This is a genomic window from Rhodoglobus galactosidasius, from assembly GCF_054957775.1.
On record NZ_JBQIAV010000009.1, the window covers coordinates 104,693 to 128,820 of the forward strand.

Sequence of the window (24,128 nt, forward strand, 5' to 3'; positions counted from 1 at the left end):
TTATCGAAGGGCCTCCGTCGTGAAGATCGCACGCATCGAAACATTCCTCGTACCGCCGCGATGGTTGTTCGTGCGCATCGAAACCGATGACGGAATCGTCGGCTGGGGCGAACCTGTCGTTGAGGGCCAAGCCGACATCGTGCGAGCTACGGTCGAGCAGCACGCCGAATACCTCATCGGCCTCGACGCCACCCACATCGAAGACCACTGGCAGGTACTCACCCGCGGTGGCTTCTACCGCGGCGGTCCTGTCGCTTCCAGCGCCATCGCCGGCATCGACCAAGCCCTCTGGGACATCGCCGGAAAGGCCCACGGCGTTCCCGTGCACGACCTTCTCGGTGGCGCCGTGCGCGACCGCATCCGCATGTATGGCTGGGTAGGCGGCGACGACCCCTCCGAACTGCGCGACAACATTGCCAAGCAAGTCAGCTCCGGACTTACCGCCGTGAAGATGAACGGCAGTGGACGGATGAAGCCCATCGGCACCGTCAGCGCCATCAACGAGGTCGTCGAACGAGCCGCCCTCGCACGCGACGTTCTTGGCCCCGACCGCGACATGGCCATCGACTTCCACGGACGAATGACGGTCGCCAACTCGCGCCGAGTGCTGCCCCTGCTCGAGCCCTACGCGCCGCTCTTTGTCGAAGAGCCTGTCGTTCCCGAGAAGTCGCACCTGCTTGAAGGAATCGTTGCCTCAACCTCGATCCCCATCTCCACCGGCGAGCGCCTCTACTCCCGCAATGAATTCCTCGGCCCACTTCAGGCCGGTATCGCCGTCGTGCAGCCCGACCTCTCGCACGCCGGCGGAATCTCCGAAGTGCGCCGCATCGCCGCCCTCGCCGATATGTTCGATGCCCAACTCGCGCCGCACTGCCCACTCGGACCGATCGCTTTGGCGTCGAGTTTGCAGGTCGGGTTCACCACACCGAACTTCCTGATTCAGGAACAGAGTATCGGCATCCACTACAACGTCGGATCTGACGTGCTCGAATACCTGATGGATACGAGCGTGTTCGACTTCACGAGCGGCTACATCGAACGCCTCACTGCACCAGGGCTCGGCATCGATATTGACGAAGCAGCCGTGCGTGCCGCCGATAAGGTTGGACACCAGTGGCGCTCCCCCGTGTGGCGTCACGATGACGGCGTGCTTGCCGAGTGGTAACTGTTCGGCACTAGGCGCCGCGGGTGGTGGTCATGCCGCCATCGACGAGCAGTGACGCTCCGGTAATGTACGACGCCCCTTCGCCAGCCAAGAATTGAATGACCGACGCAACCTCTTCTGGCCTGCCGAGTCGCTGCAGTGTTGCTTGTCGCCCGGCGAGTTCGAGTTCTTCGGGATTTTGGTGATCCCACTGGCGGGTTTCGATCGCGCCGGGCAGCACCACGTTCACGCGCACGTGGGGTGCGTAGTCGAGCGACAGTTGACGGGTCAGAGAGATGAGACCCCCCTTGGCCGCACCGTAGGCGGGCTGTTCGACCCACGAAAGCACTCCGTGAACGCTGGAGACATTGACCATGCTGCCGCGAGCGTCGGTGAGGGTGTCATGGAAGGTGTGCATTGCGCGGTAGACGGATGACAGGCTCACCGAGAGCTGCTTGTTCCAGTTGTCTTCGGTTTGTTTGTGCGCCACTCCCGCTACCTGAAAGAAGGCGTTATTGACGATCACTGCTGGCGGGCGGTTGGCTGCGCGCAGTTCGCGCGAGAGCTTCTGCCACGCTTCGGGGTCGGCAACGTCGAGGAAGTTGCCGGTGGCTGCGCCGCCTGCGGCACGGATCTCATCGGCGACCGCGGACGCGGCATCCACATCGATGTCAGTGACGACAACATCGTCGCCACCGTTGGCGAAGGTGCGGGCGGTTGCGGCACCGATGCCGTTGCCTGCCCCGGTGATGAGAACGGTGCGCGTCATGGCTGTTTCCCTCGTCACTAGAGCGCCCGTTTACGGTCCTTCACGAGCGCAGCGCCCGCGGAATCCTTGCTCACGATCGCTTCAGAATCACGACTCGACTGGTCCATCAGCAACTTCATTGCGGCATGGGCTGCGTCAGCATCCTGAGCCACGATCGCAGTGACAACAGCCTGGTGCTCATCCAAAAACTGGGTCGTCGTCTCGTGCTCAAACGCAAGCTCATTGCGCGCGTGCAACGCCGGCTCCAACACGACCTCAAAGCGAGCCAACAGTTCATTTCCGGATGCCGCGAGCACTGCCCGGTGGAATGCCAGGTCAGCTTTCACATGCGTTGCAACCTCGGTGCTCGCGAACGTCGCAGCAAGTGCGGTCATCGCGGCCTCAATCTCGGCACACTGTTCATCGCTGCGTCGCACCGCCGCCAACCGGGCGGCGGCTGGCTCAAGCACTTGGCGCACCTCACTCAGCTCAAGTACGAGCAGCGCGTCGGGCACCCCTTCCGATCGCCACGTCATGACGTCGCTGTCGAGCAACTGCCACCGTTCCCGCTCAGTGACATAGGTACCCAGGCGGGGTCGTGCGTCGACGAGGCCCTTTGTCGTGAGCACCTTGATCGCTTCCCGGATAACCGTGCGGCTCACCTGAAATTCGGTGAGCAGTGCATCCGACTCAATAATCTCGCCCGGAACCAGCTCGCCGCGCATGATGCGTCGGCCGAGCACATCAACAACGTGTCCGTGCAGACCTCGTCGAGAGAAAGTAGTCATCACCGCGATGATACTGCCCGGCGTGCAATCGCGTCATTGTGCGCGCGGTTACTGCGGGATGCTGCACTTTGTCGCGTGGTCGGTAGCGCACTGTGTGCTGCATTACCAACCGGCGCGATCGATGCGCCTACGCTCAAGAGAGAAGCCGGATGGGCTGTGTGATGAGGGAGTTAGATGTTGCGTTTTGGTGTGCTCAGCAGTGCGGCCGTTGTCACCTTGTGGGCGCTGTTGGCGTGGATCAACCCCGAGACCACGTACCACCTGGCACCCGTGATCGCGGTCGCCGCTGCCCCTGTCGTCACCCGGATGCTCGCCGAAAAGCCCCTCACGGCACGAGTTACCGCACTCACCGTTAGCGTCGGGCTGACGCTAACCATCGTGGCTGCGGTCGTGATTTCCGCGGTGGGATGGATGCGCGGTCCCACCATTTCGCCGGCGATCTCACCGCTGGCCGAACTGGTCGTCGTAATCGCTCTGGGCGCTGTGATTGGCACCGTCGTCGCGCTGTATCGACCGCGGACGCCCGCTAGCCGCTAATGTCTAGCCGCTAGCACCCTGACCGCGGGCGCGGGCGCGGACGCGCAACTCGCTAAGGCGCGATGGTTCCGCGAGCAGGGTAGTCGTTCTCGGTGATGTACTCGAGGCCATGAATGATGGCCTTCACGGGCATCCGACCGAAGGGCATGCTGGAGACGGTGCTCCAGAACACGGTGCCATCGGAGTCGAGGATGTACATGCCGGGCTCGCTGAAGAGCTCGGGTTCACTCTTCTTGAATCCGCTAGAGATGAAGAGCCCCCACTGGCGGGCGACTTCTTCGGTGAGTCCGTGGGCGATGGGGAGGCGGGTGATTCCCCAGTCGTCGAATGAGATGGTGGCGCGCTTGAGGGTGTCCATGCTGACCGCCACGATGCGACCCACGCCGGCCTCGCGCAGCTCATCAATGTTCTCGTCAAGCTCGCGCAGCTGTTTGCGGCAGACCGGGCAATGCAGACCGCGGTAGAAGACGATGAGCGTGAAGCGGCCGTCGGCGCCGGTTCCGAGCGCGAGGTCAGCGGTGGTGCCTCCCTGCACGAGCGGCAAGGAGAGCGAGGGCACGGTGGTTCCCGGCAAGATAGTCATGCTCATAGCCAACGCAGTCGGGGTCGAGAATCATTCCGAGAAGCAGACAACTACCAGAGAATGACTACTCGACTCCGTGATCGTGCACTGCCGAGTTCAGCGTCGTACCGTTCAGATCAAGGTAGAGCTGCCCCTCGGTGACAGACAACGTGACCGCATTGCGCCGTTCAAGGGCGGCGACAGCGCTATCGATAAATCCGGGGTCGAAGCTGCGCAAGACGATGGCGTCTGACTGGTGAATCTTCTTGCCCGCCCACGCGGCGGCAACCTTCACCGGGTCGCGGTGAGTGTAGATAGCCACCCGGTCGGCCAGCTTGCTGCCATAGTGGAGGCGAGCAGCATCGGGTGCGCCAACCTCAATCCAGGCAGTAATCGTTCCGGTGAGATCGCGCACGAGCACTGCAGGCTCCTCGGTCGACGAGATCCCTTCGCTGAATGCGATCCCCTCCTCGTATTCGAGGCAGTACGCGAGCAGGCGCGTCACCATATACAGGTCGGTTTCGGATGGGTGACGTGCTACCCGAAGCGTGAAGTCGTCGTAGACGCCGCGATCCACGTCAGCCAGTTGCACGGTGAAGGTGTGGATTGTTGCGCCAGTTGCCATAGCGCCCGAGCCTAGCCTGTGGAGGAGATACGCCAGACCGCGTGGATCCGCGCCAGCACTGCCTTAGAGCAAGAAAACCCTTGATTCTTCAGGGTTTTCTTTGAAGAGCGGAGACGGAGAGATTTGAACTCTCGGTACCCTTACGGGTACTCCACCTTAGCAGGGTGGTGCACTAGGCCGGACTATGCGACGTCTCCAGACGTACTCAGCAATCATAACCGCTCATGAGCGGAACGACGAACCGAGCCGAGCCTAACCTGGTTAGTAGTTGTTGGTGACGGAGCAGCTGTACGTTGCTGCGTTCTGTCCGCGGATGTCGAGCACTTCGAGGCCTCCTTCTACGGGAGCCGCCGTCGCGGTCGAGCCCTCAGTTGCTTCCGGGGCGGGCTGGGCTCCGGGAGCGTTCGGGTCCAGCTCTGCGCCTTGACCGTCGGTGGCATCTGCCAGAACGAAGGGCTGGTCAGCTGCAACCAGCGCCATCATCTTTTCGCCGAGGTACTGGTTGGGCTGCACCTTGCCGTAGTAAACCCCGGTGCCATCAGTGGTGCCTGGGTACTGCACGAACTGGATTGAATCCAGCGGGATGTCCTTGAGTGCGAGCGCGATTGACACCATGGTCGGAATGTCAGCAAGACCCTTCGACAGCTGCATGTTGGCGATTGCAGCATCCGCAAGGTTGTAAAGCTTTTTGTAGTCGCTCAGGGTCTCTGAACTCTTCAGCGTACGCACGAGCGACGAGAGGTAGACCTGCTGTGAGCTGATGCGCGTCAGGTCGCTACCGTCGCCGACGCCGTGACGTGAACGCAAGAAGGCAAGAGCCTTCCAGCCCGAAAGGTTGTAGGTGCCTGCTTCGGGAAGGTCGATGCCGGTGTACGGGTCAATGAGCGGGCCGTTGATGCAGACATCCACACCGCCGATCGCGTTCGTCATCTGGATGACGCCATCGAAGGTGATGATGCCCGCGAACTGAATGTCGAGGCCGGTGAACTCAGAAAGTGTCAGAGCAACACAGGGAAGGCCACCGTATGAGAGCGCGGTGTTGAGCGCCTCAGTTGAGTAGTACTTGTTGCTGTCGCCGTTGGCGCTGGGGCACTCAGGGATGCCCATGACCATGTCGCGGGGGAAACTGATCGCAACCGCAGACTGGCGGTCGGCTGCCACGTGCAAAATCATGTTGACGTCGTTGAGTTCACCCGACGCGTCTTCAGTTGTTCCGCCGATGCCGCCCTGGCCTTCACGGGTGTCGCTACCGGCAATGAGAATGTTGAATCCACCCTCGTAGCTGCCGATCTTGGGCGGAGCGCCCTCGGCCTCGCCCACGAGAGTAACGGTGTCACGCTGACCGTAAATGCTGTCGAACGCGACGGCACCTACAGCGGCACCGCTCACCATCAACACGGCAAGGGAAGCGGCCACGATCTTCGCGATCGAACCCCACGGGCTCGGCTTCTTCAGCCGTCCGTGTCGTGCCAAGCCTTGCACTTGGGGTGCTTCTTTGGAATCTGTGCGAGCAACAGAGCGCGAACGCAACTCTGATCGCGGACGTAGTTCGCTCATCACAGGCTCCTCTCATTCACCTAATACAAGCTATGACACGCAGTGCGGAGGGCGTGGGATTCGAACCCACGAGACATTTCTGCCCACCAGTTTTCAAGACTGGCTCCATCGGCCGCTCGGACAGCCCTCCCTGCATAGCGCAAGTTCAGAGTGTATCCGATGCCCGCACGGCCTAGCTGAATGGCAGGCTATAACGCTCGAAATAGGGGTGACGCGGGCGAGTGAGCCTACTCGAGCATCCGCAGTGCTGCCCACACTTCAAGGCGGCCCTCAAATGTTTCAAGATCGAGGTTCAGGATGCCCGCAGCTTGGTCAACCCGAGCTCGCACCGTGTGCCGGTGAACACCCAGCTGCGCGGCTGTCGTACCCCACGAGCATTCGTGCGCGAGCCAGGAGCGCAGGGTATCCACGAGAGCCGTCGAATGCTCGACATCGAAGGTGACGAGAGGAGTGAGCACTCGGTGTGCCACTTGCTCGGCACCTGCCGCATGCAGCACTCCGAGCATCCCGGTGTCGGCAATGTCAGCGAAGTCGGTGAGGCCTGGATGCCCACCACCAGCATGGAGCGCATGGGTTGCCTGACCCAGCGCTGCGCCGAGCCCGGAATAGTCTGCGGCGGCGGCACTGCCGGCCGCGAGCTCGTGGGCGGCAACAAGTTGTGCGATCTGCCGGAGCTCGTTCCCCTGCCCGACGACGACCACGATCGTGTTGTCGCGCTCAGCGAAAAAGATTCGGCCATCGCTATCGAGCGCCAAAGACTCGAGGGCGTCGAGCACATAATGGCTGCGCACTTGCCGAGCGATTGCGACAACGCTGAGGGGTTCTGTGGGCAGCGCTCCCCATACGTCGTGAGCGGTAGCCCGCGCAACAGGCACGTTGCCCGCGAGCATCAGCTCAAGCAGGGCTGACCGCAACTGGCCGCGCGTCGTATCGAGTTCACGGTTTTGTTCCAGCGCCAGCGTCGCCAACGCGATCACACTCGTGACGAGCTCATTCTCGGCACGGTCAAGCAGAACCCCACGCCCCAACGCCAGCGCGCCACGCAACTGCCCACTCTGGCCGAACGTCTGAATAGTCACCTGCCCCGAATCGAGTGTGAGACTCGTGGATGACCGGCGACCCTTGCGCAACGCCCGAGCCACCTCATCCCGAACCGGTGCAGCGAATCTGTCAGCCGACGGTTGTTGCAAGGGAACAAGAAGAGGAGCGCCTGTGGCATCGAACAGCCCGACCCAGCAGGAAAGCTGACGTTCGAGCTCGACCAGCGTCGACCGCAGACCGGTGGGCTTGAGGGCGGCACGAGAGATCGCTTTGTGGGCAGAAATCGACCACTCCATGCGGCGGCTACGTTCGGCCGCGATCTGGTCGGCGACCTCACGAATGACCGCAATGAACGGAACACGGTCGGGAACATCAATAAGAGGGAGCCCCGCACGCTCACAGGCGGCGGCGAGACCCGGCGGCATCCCCTGGTGCAGAAAGCGAGTCGCGAAGCCAAGGCCAACGATCTCGGCATCAACTAGCCGGCCAACATAGGCGTCGTAGTTGTAGCGCTCAACGGCCTCGTCGAAACCGAACTGTGCGCCATCGGTGAGCAGCACGTTTCCGCTGCTGAGAAACGGGGTGGGGTCGTCGAGGTCAGAACTGTGCACCCAACTGATGGGGGCTTCCAGGCGATCAGAACGGTGCGGATGCTCGCTCGCGCCGCGATTATCGCTCCCGCCCGCGCCTTCGTGGTCGCTCTCGCGATGGCCGCTCACCACACTGAGTCGCAGCTGTTCCCTGCTGAGCAGCCACGCAATTGTTGGGAGCATCAGAGCTCTTCCCTTCCGAACTGGCATCTCACCTTATGTCGAGTATGCGCCATTGGGCTATACAAAGTGTCACGACGACCAGTGCGTTGGGGCGCGATAGTGGAGTATCAGTCTCGCCATCGAAAGGTGCCCCATGAACTCTGCGCCCGCATCCAGCAATCACAGCAACGAAGAAACCGTCGCGCTCGACCGCGCCCACGTGTTTCACTCCTGGTCGGCGCAGGGCGCACTGAAGCCGCTAGTTCTTGAAGGCGGCCTCGGCAGCACCGTGTGGGACAACGAGGGCAACGAATATCTCGACTTCTCAAGCCAACTCGTCAACATCAACATCGGGCACCAGCATCCCGCAGTGATCGCCGCCATCAAGGCACAGGCCGACCTCATGGCCACCGTCGCGCCGGCACACGCCATCCACATTCGCGGCGAAGCAGCCCGCAAAATCACCGACCACGCCCCCGAGGGTATGAACAAAGTGTTCTTCACCAACGGTGGAGCGGATGCCAACGAGAACGCGATCCGCATGGCTCGCCTGCACACCGGTCGAGACAAGATCATCTCGCGCTACCGCTCGTACCACGGCAACACCGGATCGGCGATTGTGGCCACTGGCGACTGGCGGCGGATCCCGAACGAGTATGCGCGTGCTCACGTGCACGTATTCGGACCCTATGAGTACCGTTCCGAGTTCTGGGCCGACTCCCCCGAACAAGAATCAGAGCGTGCCCTGCACCACCTCGAGCGCACCATTCAGGCTGAAGGTTCTGAATCGATCGCCGCAATTCTGCTCGAGACCATTCCCGGCACCGCCGGCGTTCTGATGCCGCCACCCGGCTACCTGGCTGGCGTGCGCGCCCTCGCTGACAAGTACGGCATCCTCATCATTCTGGATGAGGTCATGTGCGGCTTCGGTCGCACCGGAAACTGGTTCGCGTTCGATGCCTTCGACATCAAGCCCGACCTCATCGCTTTCGCCAAGGGTGTTAACTCTGGCTATGTGCCCGTCGGCGGCGTGATCATCTCTGACGAGATTGCAGCGACCTTCGACGAACGCGTCTTCCCCGGTGGGCTCACCTACTCAGGCCACCCGCTCGCCGCAGCCTCCATCGTCGCCTCCATCACCGCGATGGAAGAGGAGGGCATCGTCGAGAATGCCGCCATGATTGGCCGCGACCACATCGCCCCCGGCCTTGCCGCCCTCGCAGCCAAGCACTCCACCATCGGTGAAGTACGCGGAAGCGGAGTGTTCTGGGCAATGGAGCTTGTCGCCGACCACGACACCCGCGAACCACTCAGCGCCGCACACATGGGGAAGGTGAAGGGCGCGCTCGTGAAGCGCGGACTACTGCCATTCATTGCCGACAACCGCATCCACGTTGTGCCGCCGGCCGTAGTGACGCCAGAAGAGGTCGCGCGCGCACTCGCCATCTACGACGAAGCGCTCAGCGAGCTTTAGAAGGCGTTCGGGCTAGGCCGAACGCGCATCCAAGAACATCGTGAGTGCCAACGCAGCGCCATCGTCAATGTCGCTTTCGGTGACCTGATTGGCTACCGCGAGCACATCATCCGGAGCCTGACCCATGGCAACACCGCGACCGCGCAGGGCAGCCCATTCGAGCATGTCAATGTCGTTACGGCCATCACCCATTGCGAGCACGCGCGTGCGCGGGATGCCGAGACGTGAGCGCACATTCTCGAGCGCCGTCGACTTGTTGACACCATCGGGCGCAATGTCGAGCCAGGCCGTCCAGCCCACGTTGTAGCTGACCTTGTGGAGGCCCATCTTTTCGACAACCGCGAGGAAGTCGTCCACTTGATGTTGCGGAGAAATGACCACGACACGAGTGGCCTGGATCTTCACTAGTTGCTCAAAAGCAACGTTCTCGCTCACCGCCCCGAGCGCACCATCAGGAAACTCGCCATAAACAAAGAATTTGCCCGTCGCATCTTCGACCGCATAGTTCGCCGAACCGAGGTGCTCCTTGATGCTTCTCAAGACCTCGCCCGGGTTGAACATCTCAACAAATTCGCGGGCGTAACCGCCCTCGCCCATCGGGTCACGCTTGAGAGTGATCGCGCCATTTGAGCACACTACGTACTCGGGCTTGAGCCCCAACTTCCGCAAGATCGGCAGAGTCATGGCAACCGATCGACCGGTCGCCAACATGACTTCGTGGCCGGCATCCCGAACCTTCGCGACCGCCGCAATCACGGCGTCGTTCATTTCACCCGACTCAAGCAGCACCGTGCCGTCAATGTCGAGTGCGATCAGCCAGCGGTCATCGTGTGCTGCGTTGGTCACGCGATTGGCTCCAATATTTCGAGTCCGCCCAGGTACGGGCGCAGCGCTTGTGGCACCACGACCGACCCGTCGGGCTGTTGGTGTGTTTCGAGAATCGCGACCAACCAGCGGGTGGTCGCAAGGGTTCCGTTGAGGGTAGCGACAGGTGCCGTCTTGCCCGACTCGGTGCGGTAGCGGGTGGCGAGCCTGCGCGCCTGATAGGTCGTACAGTTCGAGGTTGAGGTCAGTTCGCGGTAGGCGCCCTGGGTCGGAACCCACGCCTCAATGTCGTACTTGCGGGCAGCGCTTGACCCGAGATCACCACCAGCAACGTCGATCACTCGGTAGCTGAGCTCGCACGCCTGGAGCATCGACTCCTGGAAGGCGAGCAAACGCTCATGCTCTTCTTGAGCATTCTCTGGCAGCACGTAGCTGAACATCTCAAGCTTGTTGAACTGGTGCACGCGCAGGATGCCACGGTTGTCTTTGCCAGCAGAACCCGCTTCGCGGCGGTAACAGGTCGACCACCCTGCGTAGCGCAGTGGGGCCTTCGACAGGTCAAGAATCTCGTCGGAGTGGTACCCGGCGAGCGCCACTTCACTCGTACCGGTGAGGTAGAGGTCGTCGGCGGGAAGGTAGTACACCTCGTCGGAGTGTTCACCGAGGAACCCGGTGCCGGCCATGATTTCAGGCCGCACGAGGGTGGGAGTGATGAGGGGGATGTAGCCGCCGGCGATCGCACGGTCGAGGGCCATGTTCATGAGGCCCAGCTCGAGGCGCGCGCCAACACCCTTGAGGAAGTAAAAACGGCTGCCCGACACCTTCACTCCGCGCGGGATATCGATGGCTCCGAGAATTTCGCCGAGGTCGGCGTGGTCGCGCGGTTCAAAGTCGAACTTTGCGGGCGTGCCAACCTCGCGCACAAGCTCCCAGTCATCCTCGCCACCGACGGGAACTCCGTCGAGCGTGATGTTGCCGAGCGCGCCAACGATGCGAGTGAAATCTGCCTCAGCTTCGGTCGACACCAACTGGGCGGCCTTCACACGGGCAGCAAGCTGTTGCGCCTCGGCGACGAGCACCTTCTTCTCCGCGGGAGGCGCCTGAGCGACCTTCTTGCCAAAACTGTTTTGCTTAGCCCGAAGTGCCTCAAATTCGCCGATACGCTCACGGCGGTTCTGGTCGGCGGCAATAGCGTCGTCAACCAACTGTACGGATGCGCCGCGGGCGAGTTGCGATTGGCGCACAGCGTCGGGGTTTTCTCGGAGAATTTGGGGGTCAATCACTCCTACAGCCTACCGATTCATGGCGTAGCGTTTATCTGTGCCCACCTCTCGATTTTCGAAGCGTAAAGCTGCGGTTGTTTACAACCCCATCAAGGTCGACCTTGCGAAGCTGAAGAAGACCGTGAACGCTGCTGCGAAAGCGGCCGACTGGGCAACGCCCATCTGGTTTTCCACTACCAAAGAGGATGCCGGGCAAGCTGCCACTGGCAGTGCGATCCGCCGCGGTGCCAGTGTCGTGCTGGCCGCAGGCGGCGATGGCACAGTGCGCGCTGTGGCCGAGGCCCTGCGTGGCAGTGGTGTTGCGATGGCCGTTGTTCCGGCGGGCACCGGCAACCTCCTAGCCCGCAACCTTGACCTTCCCACTGGCAACCTCCGCGACAGCGTTGATATTGCGTTCACTGGTGTCGACCGCACGCTCGACCTCGGCATGGTCAACATTGTGCGTGACAATGACGACCACGAAGAACATGCCTTCTTGGTGATGGCCGGTCTCGGGCTCGACGCCAAGATGATCAAGAACACGAGCACAAAGTTGAAGAAAGCAGTGGGCTGGCTTGCCTACGTCGACGGCATTGCGCGCTCGATCCCCGAGCTGCGACCGGTGAAACTGCGCTACAGCGTAGACGGCGGACCCAACCGATCGCTCAGCGCCCACACCGTGATCATCGGCAACTGCGGATCGCTGCCCGGTGGTCTGCTGCTGATGCCAGAAGCGAAACCCGATGATGGCATCCTCGACATGGCCGCCTTGGTGCCACGCGGCCGTTTTGGCTGGCTGAACATCTGGAACAAGATCGCGTGGGAGAACGGCGTGCTGCGTAAGAGCGTCATGGGCCGCCGCATCATCGACCTCTCGAAAGACGTGCGCGATGTTCGATACGCCAAGGGCAGCGACCTCAAGATGATCGTCGACACCCCTGAAGAGTTTCAGCTCGACGGTGACGAATTCGGTCTCGCCAAATCAGTGCACGCCTGGGCTGACCCCGGCTCGCTTATTGTTCGGGTTCCGAAGCCTCACTCGAAGACACCGAGGACCCGCCCGAGGGCGGCTAAGACTCGTTCGTAGTCGTCGACGGTTCGTTTGTAGTGATGGCCCGCAACCAGTCGCGCGCCTCAACAAATACGTCGTTGCCGTAGCGAGGCGTCACGGTCGTCGCGAGCTTGTCAGCGCGCGGGTAGCTGCCCAGGAAGATCACGTTAGGGCTAAAACGCTTGAGCCCCAGCAGTGCATCGGCGACGCGTTCGTCGAGGATGTGACCCTCAAGATCAATCACGAAACGGTATCGTCCGAGTGAATCACCGATCGGGCGCGACTCGATCAGACTCATGTTGACGCCGCGAGTGGCGAACTGCTCGAGCATCTCCAGCAGCCGACCAGGAGCATCATCGGGAAGTTCCACGATGATGCTCGTCTTATCTGCGCCGGTCGGCTCAGGCAGCTCAGTTCGCGAACTCACGAGAACAAAGCGGGTGACCGCGTTCTGGTTGTTGCCAATCTCTGATGCCACAACTTCTAGGTCGTAGTGCTCGGTGATGCCGGGCGGGGCAACTGCGGCATCCGCCAGCTCGGTATCGAGGAGGGTTGCTGCTGCAGCGACGTTCGAGCTGGCTGGTAGGTGGCCGTGGCTCGGCAGATTCGCGTCGAGCCAGCGTCGCGTTTGGGCGTAGGCCACCGGATGCGCGTTCACGACCTTCACGTCGGCAAGCGCCATGCCCGGCCGGGTTACCAGCACGAAGTTCACTGGCACCAGGTACTCGCCAATAATGCGGAGGTTTGGCACGGTGGTCAGTGCATCCTGCGTCGCACTCACGCCGCCCTCGACCGAGTTCTCGATCGCGATCATCGCGGCAATGCTGCGACCACTCGTCACATCGTCTAGCGCTTCGCCCACATTGTTGACACTCTTCCAGTGCGCCCCGGCCGCGTCCGGAACCTGCTTCAGCGCAGCCTCCGTAAACGTTCCGGCGGGCCCCAAGTAGCTGTAGCTCGCTGAGTCGGGGCTGGGCGTCGAAGTCATGACACGAGTTTAGGGTGCCAGCGGCTATCCGTAGGTCGGTGCGGCAGGCAGTCCAAAGAACTCTTCAAGAGTGTGGATGCCCGTGCTCTGCAATTCGGCAGCAAGCTCCGTGCCGACAAACCGCATGTGCCACGGCTCGTACTGGTAACCCGTGACCTCGGTTTTGCCGAGCGGGTACCGCACCGTGAAGCCGTACTTCCAACCATTGGCAGCCAACCACTGACCCTGAGGGGTGTCACCGAAGCACTGTTCGAGAGTGCAGTTCGCCGGCCGAGCGCTCACATCAATTGATAGCCCGGTCTGATGCTCGCTGTGGCCGGGGCGCGCACTCGTGAGATCTGCTGCCTGCTGCCCGAGACTCGAAACCCAGCCCGCATACACGCTCTCTTGAGAGCTGTAGCTGCGATAGGAACTCTGGGACTGCATGTGCAGACCCGTTTCGGCGGTGAACGCCGCAAACATTTCGACAACCGCGGCAGCGGCATCCGGAGTCAGGTAGGGCTCGTAAACGTAGGGCACGTCGACAAAGACGAGCTGGGGTTCGTACTTAACCGGGCTGAGTGGGCGCTGCTTGTTCGCGACAACCCAGAGGCTGCTCGCGTCATCGTTCGAGAACTTCGCCCTGTCGAATGTGGGGGTCGGTGTTGGTGTTGGTGTTGGTGTGGGGGTGGGAGTGGGATTCGGTGTGGATCTCGTCGTCGCGACCGGAACGGGCGCGGGAGTGAGCGCAATAAAAGCCACCACGACGGCTAGTGCAACAACTGCCACGATCGCAATCGCGGCAATGAGCACTCGGCGGTTCGATCCGCCAGAAACAGGGGGAAGAGGATCAGACACATATCGATACTATTCGCATGATGCGACGCACTCTCGGCTAGCGGTCGGGCGCTGACAGCGGGAGTAGGCTTGATACATGGCTAGCGAAGTAATCCACGACCCCGCAATGCACCGCTATGAGTTGCTCGTTGATGGCGTTCAGGCAGGCGTTGCGGACTACCAACTCCGTGACGACGAAATCGTGTTCGTGCACACCGAAATTGACCCCACGTTCCGTGATCAGGGTCGCGGCGGCGAACTCGCTCGCGGTGCCCTCAACCTAGTGCGCGCCGAAAGCGAAGCCCGAGTTGTCGCCGAGTGCGAGTTCATCGGCGGCTTCATCACTGAAAACCCCGAATACCGCGACCTGCTCAACCGCTGATTCGATCGCGGGCGCATTTGGGACTGCCGCCTCAGCGGCGAGGCACGACTACCGGATGCCCGGCCACGTCGTGCAGGTCGACCGGCAGCCCGTAAACCCGTTCTATGCGCTCGGCCGTGAGTACTTCGCTCGGTGTCCCGATTGCGTCGAGCTTGCCGTGTGCGATGAGCGCGAGCCGGTCGGAGTACGCTCCGGCCAAGCTCAAATCGTGGAGCACCACCACAACAGCTCCGCCGTCTGCGGCCATCGCTTGCGCAACCCGCATCACATCTTCTTGATGCCGCAGATCGAGCGCGGCGGTGGGTTCATCGAGAAACACAACCGGGGTGTGCTGGGCAAACACGCGCGCGAGGGAGACTCGCGCCTTTTCGCCACCCGACAGTGTCGTGTAGCGACGCGCACCCAGGTGGGCAACATCCGTCGCCTCAAGTGCTGCATTCACGACGGCAACATCATCGCGGCTTTCCACAGATCGCGCCCAAGGGCTGCGACCCATCGCCACGACCTCGGAGACTCGGAACGGAAAACTCACGCTGTTCTCCTGAGTGAGTACCGACCGCACTCTGGCGAGCTCAGCATGGCGGATGCCGCCAACATCCCGACCATCAATGGTCACGGTGCCGCTGTCTGGCTTGCGGTCGCCGCTCAAGACCGAGAGCAGGGTCGACTTTCCGGCGCCGTTGGGCCCGACGAGCGCAAGGATCTCGCCGGGCTGAACATCGAGGCTCATGTCGTCGAGGATGGCGCGGGAGTCGAGGCAAACGCTCACGTTGCGTGCACTGATCATGCCCAACCTCCGCTGCGTTTGCGCTGACGGAACAGAAGGTAGAAGAAGAATGGCCCACCAATGAGTGAGGTAAGGAGGCCGATCGGTAGGTCGCCACCGGCAACCACCGAGCGGGCAAGTAAGTCGGAGAGCACGAGCAGCACGGCACCACCGGCGGCACTCGCAACAATGAGCTGACGATGGGCTGGCCCGATGACCATTCGCATTGCGTGCGGGATAACGAGACCGACGAAGGCGATGATGCCGACAAAGGCGACCGCGGCGCCAGTGAGTAACGCAACGATCACGATAGACACGATGCGGAGCCGTTCGACGTTCACGCCAAGGTGGCGGGCGTTGCGCTCCCCCAGCGCAAGCAGGTCGAAGGGGCGCGCGAGCACGACCGCAGCGGCGAGCCCGATTGCGGTTACGAGGGCGACGATGAGCACTTCACTCCACCGCGACCCGTTGAGCGAACCAAGTTGCCAGAACACGATCTGCTCGCGGCTGCCCGAGTCGGCAACGAACAACAGAAAGGCGAGACCAGCTCCGGCGAACGCGTTGACGGCGATACCCGTTAGCAGCAGGGTTACGACTTCGGTGCGGCCATTGGCTCGCGACACAAAGTAGACGAGCAGGGTGGCGAGCAGCCCACCCACAAACGCGAAGAGCGCGATCGCACCGTCCCCTAGTGCGGCGACACCAACAACAATGGCGGTCGCTGCACCAAATGCGGCCCCGGATGACACCCCGACAACCCCAGGTTCAGCCAGCGGGTTCCCAAAAATGGCCTGCATCACGGCGCCAGCGACGGCGAGTGCGGCGCCAACCACTAGGGCCATCGCTATGCGTGGGAAGCGCACTACCCAGAGCGTGGATTCCACGATCGAGTCCGTGGGAGCCCAGTCGTTCTGGATGCCGAGAGCACGCAGCAGCGACCCACCAACTTCAGCGGGGCTTACCGGTAGTTGCCCGAGCACGGCCGATGCCACAATGCCGCCCAAGAGGAGCGCGGCAAGGGTGAGCGTGAGTGTCAGGCCGCGAAGGGTGGGGTTCACGGAACGCGCTGCAGCCATTCTTCGGTACCGAACTTTTCGGCAACAAGTTCTTCGGCGCGAGCAAGCTCATCGCTCGTGATTTCGCTCTCGGTGAGGCCGTAGAGCCCGCGGAAAGTGGCTACCATGCGATCCAAGATTTCCGAGAGTTCCATACCGGTCTGGCTACGCAACGGGTCAACGCGCTTCGCTGCCGACTTGGTGCCCTTGTCGCTCATTTTCTCGCGACCGATGCGCAGCACCTGCACCATCTTTTCGCCATCAATGTCGTAGCTCATGGTGACGTGGTGCAGCACCGAGCCAGCGCCGAGGCGTTTCTGGGCGGCGCCACCGATCTTGCCGGTCGGGCTCGCAATGTCGTTAAGTGGCTGGTAGCTCGCATCAATGCCGAGCGCCTTGAGAGCGATGATCACCCACTCGTCGAGGAAAGCGTAGGAGTCCGCAAAGGTCATGCCGTGCACGAGCTCAACGGGTGCGTAGATCGAGTAGGTGATGACGGTGCCTGCTTCCATAAACATGGCGCCACCGCCCGAAATGCGACGCACCACTTCGAAGCCGAACTTCTTTGCATTGTCGAGATCGACCTCGTTGCGCACTGACTGAAAGCTGCCAATGACGACGGCGGGCCGATCCCACTCCCAAATGCGCAAAGTGGGCTTGCGGCGACCCGCAGCAACCTCTTCGGCGAGCACCTGATCCATCGCCATCTGCACGCGAGGCTCCAGCGGCGGGCCCGTCACAATCTGCCAGTCATAGTCTTTCCAACTCGTGGCACGCTGCAGGGCACGACGGATGGCCGTGGCCACAGATTCTGCCGAGAAGCCGAGCATCACTGTGCCCTCGGGCAGCGCCTGCTGAATCGCGGTCGTGATGGACTTCGCGTCAGAGTTGACGGGGAGTCCGTTGATAGCGCCGTTGATGGCGCCGAGAGCCTCATCCGGCTCAAGAAAGAAGTCCCCAGCAAGCCGGAAATCGGTGATGGTGTCGTCAACGACATCGAGATCGACCACTACGAGTTTTCCGCCGGGCACTTTGAATTCGCCGTGCATCACTCACCCCTGTCTAGTTGTGCTGAATCAAGCCTAATGCGCGGCATCCGCCGACGGTATCGACCAGTCGAGCGGGGGAACAAACTCGCCATGACCGTGGTCGATCATCCGGCGACGCAGCCGCATAAACGCCTCATCGAGAGCCTCGGTTCCCGGGAATCGGTTGATGCCCGTGTGGCTGAACTCATACACATTCCACGAGGGCCATACGTGCAGGTGCGCGTGTGGCACCCGGTAGCCCTCAAACATCAGGCCAACGCGGTCAGCGTTCCATTCCTCGCGCTGAGCCAACCCGATCAGGCGACCAACTCGAAAGATGTGCATCGCGAGTTCTTCATCAAGCTCACTCCACCGATCAACCTCACTGCGCGGAATCACGAGCACATGGCCGGGCTTGCGGGGCTCGATCGTGAGTATGGCAAAGACACGGTCATCCGCCCATACGAAGCGCCCAGGCGAGCGACCGTTCAGAATCTCGGTGAAAATTGACGCCATTATTTATGCGGAGCGGCCTTGTGCGGTGCAGCCTTGAGCCGCACGTCCAGCCATGCGATCAGGTCTGTGATCACTTCGTCTTTGTTGGTCTCGTTGAAGATCTCGTGACGGGCACCGGGGTAAACGATTGCTTCCATGTCGGTGAGTTTGGAGCGCGTGGCATAGTCGGCCGCGAGCCACTCAAGGCTCGTCTCTCCGCCGAGCGAGTCCTCCTCGCCGATCATGATCAGCAGCGGGATGTCGCGCTTGATGTGCTTGGTGGGGCGGCCGAGTAGACGCATGCCGTCGATGGGGCCGAAGAGCTTGAGGGCATCCGCGTAGAAGGTCAGCGGATCGTTGACGAAGTCTTCGGCGATCTGGGGATCACGGCTCAGCCATTCATAGCCTGTGGTGCCGAGGTCTTTGTGGTTGGCATTGAGGTTGCCGCGGTTCATGTGAGCGAAGGTGCGGTGCGCGGTTCCGGTGAGGATCGCGACCTCATATTCGTCTGCGTGGTTATTGAGCACGTCTTGCACCATGAGCGAGCCCCACGAGTGGCCCAGGAGGGCAACGGGCAGGTCGGGGTTGTCAGCGCGAATGATCGCGGTGAGTTCGCGGATGTTCTCGGTTGCGGCCCGCAGTCCGCCCTTGCCGAGCTTGCCCAATTTGCTGGAGTCGCCATCGTATTGCTCAAGACCTGTTGCACCGTGGCCGCGATGGTCGTCGGCGTAGACAGTGTAGCCGGCAGCAGCGAGCGCCTGAGCGACATACTCGTAGCGGAGCGCGTGATCGCCGAGGCCGTGAGTGAGCTGGAGCACTGCGTGGGCGTGGGGCGACTGCCACACGTAGTAGTGGATCGTCACCCCGTGGGCATCCGTGTAGGAGTGGTCAGTTCGTGGCACCGTGAACTTGGGCATTGGGCCTCCTTGCTTTCTCCATAGTACGGCGGGGGCGTGCCTCTGCGCCGAATCGCGGCTGGACAGAATCAGATATTTAGTTAGCAAGACTAATTTGCTAGACTAACGAAAGTGCCAGACAAACTAGATGACGAACTCAGAATCGCTCTCATGCGAATCGCTCGTCGCATTCGCCAACAGCGTCACGATGACACGTTGAGCGACAGCCAGCTCTCGGTGCTCTACGTGCTCACCAACCACGGTGCCAGCACGTTGGCTGCACTCGCCGAGCACGAACACGTCACTCCTCCCTCGATGAACCGCACGGTCAATTGCCTCGTCGACGAGGCGCTCATCATGCGCTCGAGTTCCCCCGACGACGGGCGCAAGTTAGACATCACTGTCACCGCCGCCGGTGCCGATCTGGTCGCCAAAACCCGCGAACGCCGCGCTGCCTGGTTCGCCGCTGAACTCTCGATCCTTGATCCTGCTGAACAGGATGCCCTCCAGGCGGCCATCCCCGTGCTGATGAAACTGGCCAATTCGTGAGCGCAATGTTTCGCTCGCTGCGCATCTTCAACTACAGGCTCTGGACTCTTGGCGCGATCGTCTCCAACACCGGGGCATGGATGCAGCGCACTGCCCAAGACTGGATCGTGCTCACCGAGCTAACCGATCACGATGCCGCCGCTCTCGGGTTCACTATGGCGTTGCAGTTCGGCCCGCTGCTGTTGCTCATGCCCGTCGCCGGAATCATCGCCGACCGTTTTGACCGCCGAATTGTGCTGTTGTGGACCCAGTTCAGCCAGCTCGTGCTCGCGTTGGGCCTCGGCATCCTCGTTATCTCCGGTCAAGCGCAGCTGTGGCACGTCTACGTTTTCGCTCTCCTGCTCGGCATTGCCACCGCGATCGATGCCCCAGCACGACAGGCCTTCGTTTCCGAGCTCGTCAGCGATAAGGATCTCCCTAACGCGGTTGCGCTCAACTCAATGTCCTTCCAGAGCGCGCGCCTCGTCGGCCCGGCGATCGCCGGTGTGCTCGTCGCGGTGATCGGGTCGGGCCCCGTGTTCCTCGTGAATGCAGCCTCGTTTGCCGGCGTGCTGGCGTCGCTGTGGTTCATCCGTCGCTCGCAGCTGTACCCCGTGACGAAACTGGGGCGCGCGAAGGGCCAGATTCGGGATGGGTTGCGCTACGTTCGCAACAGGCCAGACATCCTGATCGTGCTCGTCATGGTGTTTCTGGTGGGAACCTTCGGGTTCAACTTCCCCGTCTTCATCTCGACGATGGCTACTGCTGAGTTCGGCAAGGGCGCAGCCGAATTCGGGCTCCTCTCGTCGATGATGGCCGTCGGCGCAATCGTCGGTTCGCTCATGGCGGCCAGACGCGAGAACGCCAAGATCGGCGTCGTCGTGATTGGGTCAGCGTTCTTCGGCGTCGCCTGCCTCCTTGCCGCCCTTGCCCCCAGCTACTGGACATTCGGAGCCGCGCTGACGATCGTCGGCGTCTCCTCACTCACCATGATGACGACCGCCAACGCCTACGTGCAGACCTCAACAACACCCATCATGCGTGGTCGAGTAATGGCGCTCTACCTAGCGATCTTCGCCGGCGGAACCCCCATCGGCGCCCCCATTGTCGGCTGGGCAGCCAACGAACTTGGTGCACGCTGGGCGCTCAGCATCGGAGCTCTCTCGGGCCTGCTCTCGGCAGCGATCGCCATCGCCTGGCTGGTCTACAGTCGCGGGATGCGCATCGGTCGTGTTCATGAAAGTCGCTTCCGCTTGCGCCTGCGCTTCCCACCCGAGCCCACGCCCGATGAAGAGCGCGAGCTCGCGACCCAAGAGATCGCGATCGTCGAAACCACTACCCGGCGCATTAGCTAAGCTTCGCGAGTAATCTCCACACTCACGAATAGCTTCGAACCGAACGGGCCAGCGTAGACACCACGCAGCGGCGGAACGTCGTTATAGTCGCGGCCGCGACCAACCAGAACGTGCCGGTCACCAATGTCGATCAGGTTCGTGGGGTCGTAGCCACGCCACTGCCCGTTGCAGAACCATTCGATCCACGCGTGTGACTCACCGACAACGGTTTCGCCAATCGCGGCATCCGGCTTGGGGTGCAAATATCCCGAAACGTATCGTGCCGGGATACCTGCCGAGCGCAGTGCGCCCAGGGCGAGATGCGCGATGTCTTGACAGACACCCTTGCCACCAGCCCAGGATTCGCCGGCAGTGGAGTGCACGCCAGTAACGCCACTCATGTACTCGATCGCATTACCAATGGCCATCGAAATCTGGAGCGCACTCTCGCACGCATCGTCCGACTTGGATGCGATGTCTTGTGCGAGCGCCACAACCTCAGCCGGAGGTTCGGTGCGATGCGTCTGACTGAGATTCTCGACAGCATCCATCGACAGCTCAGCCGTTGCCGCAAGCTCATCCCAGCTCATACCCTCAGATTCGTGTTCGCGCTCGTGCACCTCGACGAGGCTCGTTGCCGTGAGCGACAACTCTTTGTGGCCGGTGAGCACCTCGAACGAGGCAACTCGCGAACCCCAATAGTCGACATAGTTGCTCTGGCTCGACAGCGGCAAGATCTCCAAATTAGAGAACAACACGAGCTGACCCTCGACGCTTGCAGGCAGCATCCGAGCCTCGTTATACGACGCCGTAACCTCGCCGCCGTAGCTGAAACCAGTGGAGTGAACGATCCTGAGACGCTTCATGAGATCTCTCCTACCCACTCGGGAGCGGCATTTGTCGGGAAATAACGCTGACGCACTGCCTCCGAAGCCGCACTCGTCGCTGCCTGCACACGGTCCATGTGGTGGGGCAGGTCATCCAAAATTTCGGTAATCGGCCGATACTCCAGCTCACTGCGAATCTTGCCAAGCAGTCGTTGCGCGTCATCGGCAACTCCCACCCGGTTCATGCGGCGAGGCTCAAGTTCGCGCATGCAATCCTCTGCCCGCGAGACCGAGAACAGGATGCTGCGCGGGAACAGGCGATCAAGCAGCAGGAACTCTGCCGCGTTGCTCGCGCTCGGCACACCACGGTAGGTGCGCAGGTAGGGCTCGTAGGCGCCACAGGAGCGAAGAATCGTGGTCCACGATGGGCCACTCGCTTCGGTGAGGCTGCGAGTAGCCAGCAGGCGCGCGGTCATGTCTGCGCGCTCAAGGCTACGACCGAGCGTAAAGAATTGCCACGCCTCATCGCGGCTCGTAGCCGACTCGATGATGCCAACGGCAAGTGCGCTGCGTTCGCGAACCCAGGAGAAGAAGTCGGCGACTTTGTCTTCTGAGATGCGGCGCGGCATCCGTGCTCGTGTCGTGTTGAGGCACTCCCACAGTTCGGTTGAGACGATCTCGCGTGCCCGACGAGCGTTTTCGCGAGCTGCGCCCAGCGAGTAGGCGATTGATGCCGGCTCGGACCGGTCGACGGCCAGGATCGAGAGCACATCACCGCGGGTGAGTACGGCATCCGCAGGAGCTTCGCTTCCCATCACACTCAAGAGTGCGCGGCAGGCGTCATCTTCTTCGATCCACGGATCTTCGAGCAGCAGCTGGAGGTGCACGTCGAGGATGCGGGCCGTTCCGTCGGCACGCTCAATGTAGCGCCCAATCCAGAACAGCGATTCTGCGATGCGGCTCAGCATGATTGACCTCCCTCGATGTCGGCACTCTGCTGTTGCTGTTCTTCTTGACGCTGTCTCTGGCTGAGCCCACGATTGCTATCGTGATCCTCTGCGTGATCGTCATGTGCGCCCGCTTCGAGCAACATCTCAGGGGTGATCACGGTAATTGCTTCCGTGTCGGCTTGCCCTTCGACGAGTCCCTGCACGCTGCTCGCTACCCCCTCGAGCTTCTCGCGACCAACAACCCAGGTATCTTTCGAGCCGCCACCCTGCGAACTATTGACGACAAGTTGCCCCTCGGGCAAAGCCACACGGGTGAGGCCGCCGGGCAGCACCCACACATCATTGCCATCGTTGACGGCAAAGGGGCGAAGGTCGGCGTGACGCGGGCGCATGCCGTCGTCAACAACCGTGGGAATGGTCGAGAGCTGCACGACCGGCTGCGCGATCCACCCTCGAGGGTCTTTGCGCAACTGAGTCTTCAGCGTTGCCAACTCATCCTTGGATGCCGCCGGGCCAATGACGAGACCCTTACCGCCTGATCCGTCAACCGGTTTCACCACCAACTCGTCGAGTCGATCGAGAACCTCTTCGAGGGCTCCCGGATCTTCGAGTCGCCACGTGTCCACATTAGGGATGATCGGCTTCTCGCCTAGGTAGTACTCGGTGAGGTCGGGAAGGTAGGTGTAGACGAGTTTGTCGTCAGCGACACCGTTGCCGACCGCGTTGGCGATCGTCACGTTGCCGAGTCGTGCCGCAAGCATCATGCCTGGACTACCGAGCATGGAGTCTGCACGGAACTGCAGCGGGTCGAGGAACTCGTCGTCAACACGGCGGTAGATCACGTCGACACGGGTGGGGCCCGCTGTGGTGCGCATCCAGACGCGACCGCCAGAACAGAAGAGGTCACGACCTTCGACCAACTCGACGCCCATGAGGCGGGCGAGCAGCGTGTGCTCGAAGTAGGCGGAGTTGTACACACCGGGAGTGAGCACAACAACGGTTGGTTCGTCGATGCCGCTCGGCGCACTATCACGCAGCGCCTGCAGCAGCTTGTGCGGGTAGTCGCCAACGGGACGAACGCGCATTGAGACGAACAGCTCGGGCAGAGTCTGGGCCATCACTCGACGGTTCGAGATCACATAGCTCACACCGCTGGGCACACGCACGTTGTCTTCAAGAACTCGCCACGCGCCGACTTCATCGCGGATCAGGTCGATACCACTGACCTGAATGCGCACACCGTTCGCCGGCTCGATGCCGGCAGCCTGACGATGGAAGTGACTGGATGAGGTGATCATCCGAGCCGGAATCACACCATCTTTGATGGCGTTCTGCGGCCCATAAATATCGGCAAGAAAAGCTTCAAGCGCACGCACTCGCTGCTTGACTCCCGACTCGACCTGTTTCCATTGAGAGAGGTCGATCACCCGAGGAACCGGGTCTAGCGGGAAAGGTCTCTCTTCGCCCGCAAAGTCGAAGGTGACGCCCTGAGCGAGATAGCTATCTGCCAGCGCTTCAGTGCGCCCACGCAACTCTTCCTGAGTCATCTGAGCGAGTGCGTCGTGGATCTCCCGATAAGGGCGACGTATCTCGCTATCAGCAGAGAACATCTCATCCCACGCCGCTGGTCCGGTGCGTTTCGAGGCGCTTGATGTGTATCCGTCAAACAAATCTGCCATGTACAGACAATATGCGCC

The 24,128-nt window shown here is 61.6% G+C and carries 25 protein-coding genes and 2 tRNA genes; 7 read left to right on the forward strand and 20 right to left on the reverse strand.

Annotated elements, in window-relative coordinates:
* Positions 1-19: 19 nt before the first annotated feature.
* The gene (dgoD, locus tag ACTJJW_RS12225; protein ID WP_462645030.1) at positions 20-1,165 is read left to right on the forward strand and encodes a galactonate dehydratase; all 1,146 of its coding nucleotides are present in this window, start codon (positions 20-22) and stop codon (positions 1,163-1,165) included.
* Positions 1,166-1,175: 10 nt separating this feature from the next.
* Here the strand turns inward: dgoD and ACTJJW_RS12230 are convergent, their stop codons facing one another.
* Together ACTJJW_RS12230 and ACTJJW_RS12235 are read right to left on the reverse strand one after the other, a co-directional pair.
* Entirely contained in the window at positions 1,176-1,913 is a 738-nt protein-coding gene (locus ACTJJW_RS12230; RefSeq protein ID WP_462645032.1) for an SDR family NAD(P)-dependent oxidoreductase, read from the reverse strand.
* Between the two features lie 17 nt (positions 1,914-1,930).
* Entirely contained in the window at positions 1,931-2,680 is a 750-nt protein-coding gene (locus tag ACTJJW_RS12235) for a FadR/GntR family transcriptional regulator (protein ID WP_462645033.1), read from the reverse strand.
* Positions 2,681-2,854: 174 nt separating this feature from the next.
* Here ACTJJW_RS12235 and ACTJJW_RS12240 point away from each other — a divergent pair, with 174 nt between their 5' ends.
* Positions 2,855-3,217, forward strand: coding sequence for a hypothetical protein (locus ACTJJW_RS12240; RefSeq protein WP_462645035.1), 363 nt, complete (start codon positions 2,855-2,857; stop codon positions 3,215-3,217).
* 52 nt (positions 3,218-3,269) lie between these two features.
* Here ACTJJW_RS12240 and ACTJJW_RS12245 read toward each other — a convergent pair whose 3' ends face one another.
* The 6 genes from ACTJJW_RS12245 to ACTJJW_RS12270 all read right to left on the reverse strand — a co-directional run bounded on the left by ACTJJW_RS12245 (position 3,270) and on the right by ACTJJW_RS12270 (position 7,775).
* Complete coding sequence (locus ACTJJW_RS12245; protein ID WP_462645037.1) at positions 3,270-3,800, reverse strand: redoxin domain-containing protein; 531 nt, start codon at positions 3,798-3,800, stop codon at positions 3,270-3,272.
* Between the two features lie 64 nt (positions 3,801-3,864).
* Positions 3,865-4,404 carry a YaeQ family protein gene (locus ACTJJW_RS12250; protein ID WP_462645039.1) on the reverse strand — a complete coding sequence of 180 codons (540 nt, stop codon included), beginning with the start codon at positions 4,402-4,404 and terminating at the stop codon, positions 3,865-3,867.
* A 108-nt stretch (positions 4,405-4,512) separates the two neighbouring features.
* A tRNA-Ser gene (locus tag ACTJJW_RS12255) sits at positions 4,513-4,601 on the reverse strand.
* Positions 4,602-4,665: 64 nt separating this feature from the next.
* Positions 4,666-5,961 (reverse strand): LCP family protein, encoded by a 1,296-nt coding sequence (locus ACTJJW_RS12260; RefSeq protein ID WP_462645041.1) that lies wholly within the window; start codon positions 5,959-5,961, stop codon positions 4,666-4,668.
* Positions 5,962-6,006: 45 nt separating this feature from the next.
* Positions 6,007-6,091, reverse strand: a tRNA-Ser gene (locus ACTJJW_RS12265).
* Between the two features lie 97 nt (positions 6,092-6,188).
* Positions 6,189-7,775, reverse strand: a complete 1,587-nt coding sequence (locus ACTJJW_RS12270) for a PucR family transcriptional regulator (RefSeq protein ID WP_462645043.1) — start codon at positions 7,773-7,775, stop codon at positions 6,189-6,191.
* A gap of 133 nt (positions 7,776-7,908) precedes the next feature.
* Here ACTJJW_RS12270 and ACTJJW_RS12275 point away from each other — a divergent pair, with 133 nt between their 5' ends.
* Positions 7,909-9,228 carry an aminotransferase class III-fold pyridoxal phosphate-dependent enzyme gene (locus ACTJJW_RS12275; RefSeq protein ID WP_462645045.1) on the forward strand — a complete coding sequence of 440 codons (1,320 nt, stop codon included), beginning with the start codon at positions 7,909-7,911 and terminating at the stop codon, positions 9,226-9,228.
* 12 nt (positions 9,229-9,240) lie between these two features.
* Here ACTJJW_RS12275 and ACTJJW_RS12280 read toward each other — a convergent pair whose 3' ends face one another.
* Together ACTJJW_RS12280 and serS are read right to left on the reverse strand one after the other, a co-directional pair.
* The gene (locus tag ACTJJW_RS12280) at positions 9,241-10,074 is read right to left on the reverse strand and encodes an HAD family hydrolase (protein ID WP_462645047.1); all 834 of its coding nucleotides are present in this window, start codon (positions 10,072-10,074) and stop codon (positions 9,241-9,243) included.
* Positions 10,071-11,336: a serine--tRNA ligase gene (gene serS, locus ACTJJW_RS12285; protein WP_462645049.1), complete on the reverse strand. Its 1,266-nt coding sequence runs from the start codon at positions 11,334-11,336 to the stop codon at positions 10,071-10,073. Before serS ends, ACTJJW_RS12280 begins: the two co-directional genes overlap by 4 nt.
* A 37-nt stretch (positions 11,337-11,373) precedes the next feature.
* Here serS and ACTJJW_RS12290 point away from each other — a divergent pair, with 37 nt between their 5' ends.
* Positions 11,374-12,402 (forward strand): diacylglycerol/lipid kinase family protein, encoded by a 1,029-nt coding sequence (locus tag ACTJJW_RS12290; protein ID WP_462645051.1) that lies wholly within the window; start codon positions 11,374-11,376, stop codon positions 12,400-12,402.
* Here ACTJJW_RS12290 and pheA read toward each other — a convergent pair.
* The gene (pheA, locus tag ACTJJW_RS12295) at positions 12,386-13,354 is read right to left on the reverse strand and encodes a prephenate dehydratase (RefSeq protein ID WP_462645053.1); all 969 of its coding nucleotides are present in this window, start codon (positions 13,352-13,354) and stop codon (positions 12,386-12,388) included. The two genes, ACTJJW_RS12290 and pheA, sit on opposite strands and share 17 nt — an antisense overlap.
* Positions 13,355-13,378: 24 nt before the next feature.
* Complete coding sequence (locus ACTJJW_RS12300; RefSeq protein WP_462645055.1) at positions 13,379-14,191, reverse strand: M15 family metallopeptidase; 813 nt, start codon at positions 14,189-14,191, stop codon at positions 13,379-13,381.
* Between the two features lie 76 nt (positions 14,192-14,267).
* Between ACTJJW_RS12300 and ACTJJW_RS12305 the strand changes: the two genes are divergently transcribed.
* Positions 14,268-14,552, forward strand: coding sequence for a GNAT family N-acetyltransferase (locus ACTJJW_RS12305; RefSeq protein ID WP_462645056.1), 285 nt, complete (start codon positions 14,268-14,270; stop codon positions 14,550-14,552).
* 31 nt (positions 14,553-14,583) lie between these two features.
* Here the strand turns inward: ACTJJW_RS12305 and ACTJJW_RS12310 are convergent, their stop codons facing one another.
* Genes ACTJJW_RS12310 through ACTJJW_RS12330 form a run of 5 tightly spaced genes read right to left on the reverse strand, consistent with a single transcriptional unit; the run spans position 14,584 to position 18,813 of the window.
* Positions 14,584-15,339, reverse strand: a complete 756-nt coding sequence (locus ACTJJW_RS12310; RefSeq protein ID WP_462645058.1) for a heme ABC transporter ATP-binding protein — start codon at positions 15,337-15,339, stop codon at positions 14,584-14,586.
* Positions 15,336-16,394 (reverse strand): FecCD family ABC transporter permease, encoded by a 1,059-nt coding sequence (locus tag ACTJJW_RS12315; RefSeq protein WP_462645060.1) that lies wholly within the window; start codon positions 16,392-16,394, stop codon positions 15,336-15,338. Before ACTJJW_RS12315 ends, ACTJJW_RS12310 begins: the two co-directional genes overlap by 4 nt.
* Positions 16,373-17,422, reverse strand: a complete 1,050-nt coding sequence (locus ACTJJW_RS12320) for a lipoate--protein ligase family protein (RefSeq protein ID WP_462645112.1) — start codon at positions 17,420-17,422, stop codon at positions 16,373-16,375. Before ACTJJW_RS12320 ends, ACTJJW_RS12315 begins: the two co-directional genes overlap by 22 nt.
* 33 nt (positions 17,423-17,455) lie before the next feature.
* Positions 17,456-17,917 (reverse strand): HIT family protein, encoded by a 462-nt coding sequence (locus ACTJJW_RS12325; protein ID WP_462645062.1) that lies wholly within the window; start codon positions 17,915-17,917, stop codon positions 17,456-17,458.
* On the reverse strand, positions 17,917-18,813 hold the full coding sequence (locus ACTJJW_RS12330) for an alpha/beta hydrolase (protein ID WP_462645064.1): 897 nt from the start codon (positions 18,811-18,813) through the stop codon (positions 17,917-17,919). Before ACTJJW_RS12330 ends, ACTJJW_RS12325 begins: the two co-directional genes overlap by 1 nt.
* 111 nt (positions 18,814-18,924) lie before the next feature.
* On the opposite strand from ACTJJW_RS12330, the gene ACTJJW_RS12335 reads away from it, so the two are divergent.
* A complete protein-coding gene (locus ACTJJW_RS12335) occupies positions 18,925-19,341 on the forward strand; it encodes a MarR family winged helix-turn-helix transcriptional regulator (RefSeq protein WP_462645066.1) in 417 nt (138 codons plus the stop codon).
* On the forward strand, positions 19,338-20,675 hold the full coding sequence (locus ACTJJW_RS12340; RefSeq protein ID WP_462645068.1) for an MFS transporter: 1,338 nt from the start codon (positions 19,338-19,340) through the stop codon (positions 20,673-20,675). The genes ACTJJW_RS12335 and ACTJJW_RS12340 overlap by 4 nt, the downstream gene beginning before the upstream one ends.
* Here ACTJJW_RS12340 and ACTJJW_RS12345 read toward each other — a convergent pair.
* Genes ACTJJW_RS12345 through ACTJJW_RS12355 form a run of 3 tightly spaced genes read right to left on the reverse strand, consistent with a single transcriptional unit; the run spans position 20,672 to position 24,110 of the window.
* The gene (locus ACTJJW_RS12345; protein ID WP_462645070.1) at positions 20,672-21,520 is read right to left on the reverse strand and encodes a transglutaminase family protein; all 849 of its coding nucleotides are present in this window, start codon (positions 21,518-21,520) and stop codon (positions 20,672-20,674) included. The two genes, ACTJJW_RS12340 and ACTJJW_RS12345, sit on opposite strands and share 4 nt — an antisense overlap.
* Positions 21,517-22,449 carry an alpha-E domain-containing protein gene (locus tag ACTJJW_RS12350; protein ID WP_462645071.1) on the reverse strand — a complete coding sequence of 311 codons (933 nt, stop codon included), beginning with the start codon at positions 22,447-22,449 and terminating at the stop codon, positions 21,517-21,519. The genes ACTJJW_RS12345 and ACTJJW_RS12350 overlap by 4 nt, the downstream gene beginning before the upstream one ends.
* Entirely contained in the window at positions 22,443-24,110 is a 1,668-nt protein-coding gene (locus ACTJJW_RS12355; RefSeq protein WP_462645074.1) for a circularly permuted type 2 ATP-grasp protein, read from the reverse strand. Before ACTJJW_RS12355 ends, ACTJJW_RS12350 begins: the two co-directional genes overlap by 7 nt.
* Positions 24,111-24,128 lie beyond the last annotated feature (18 nt).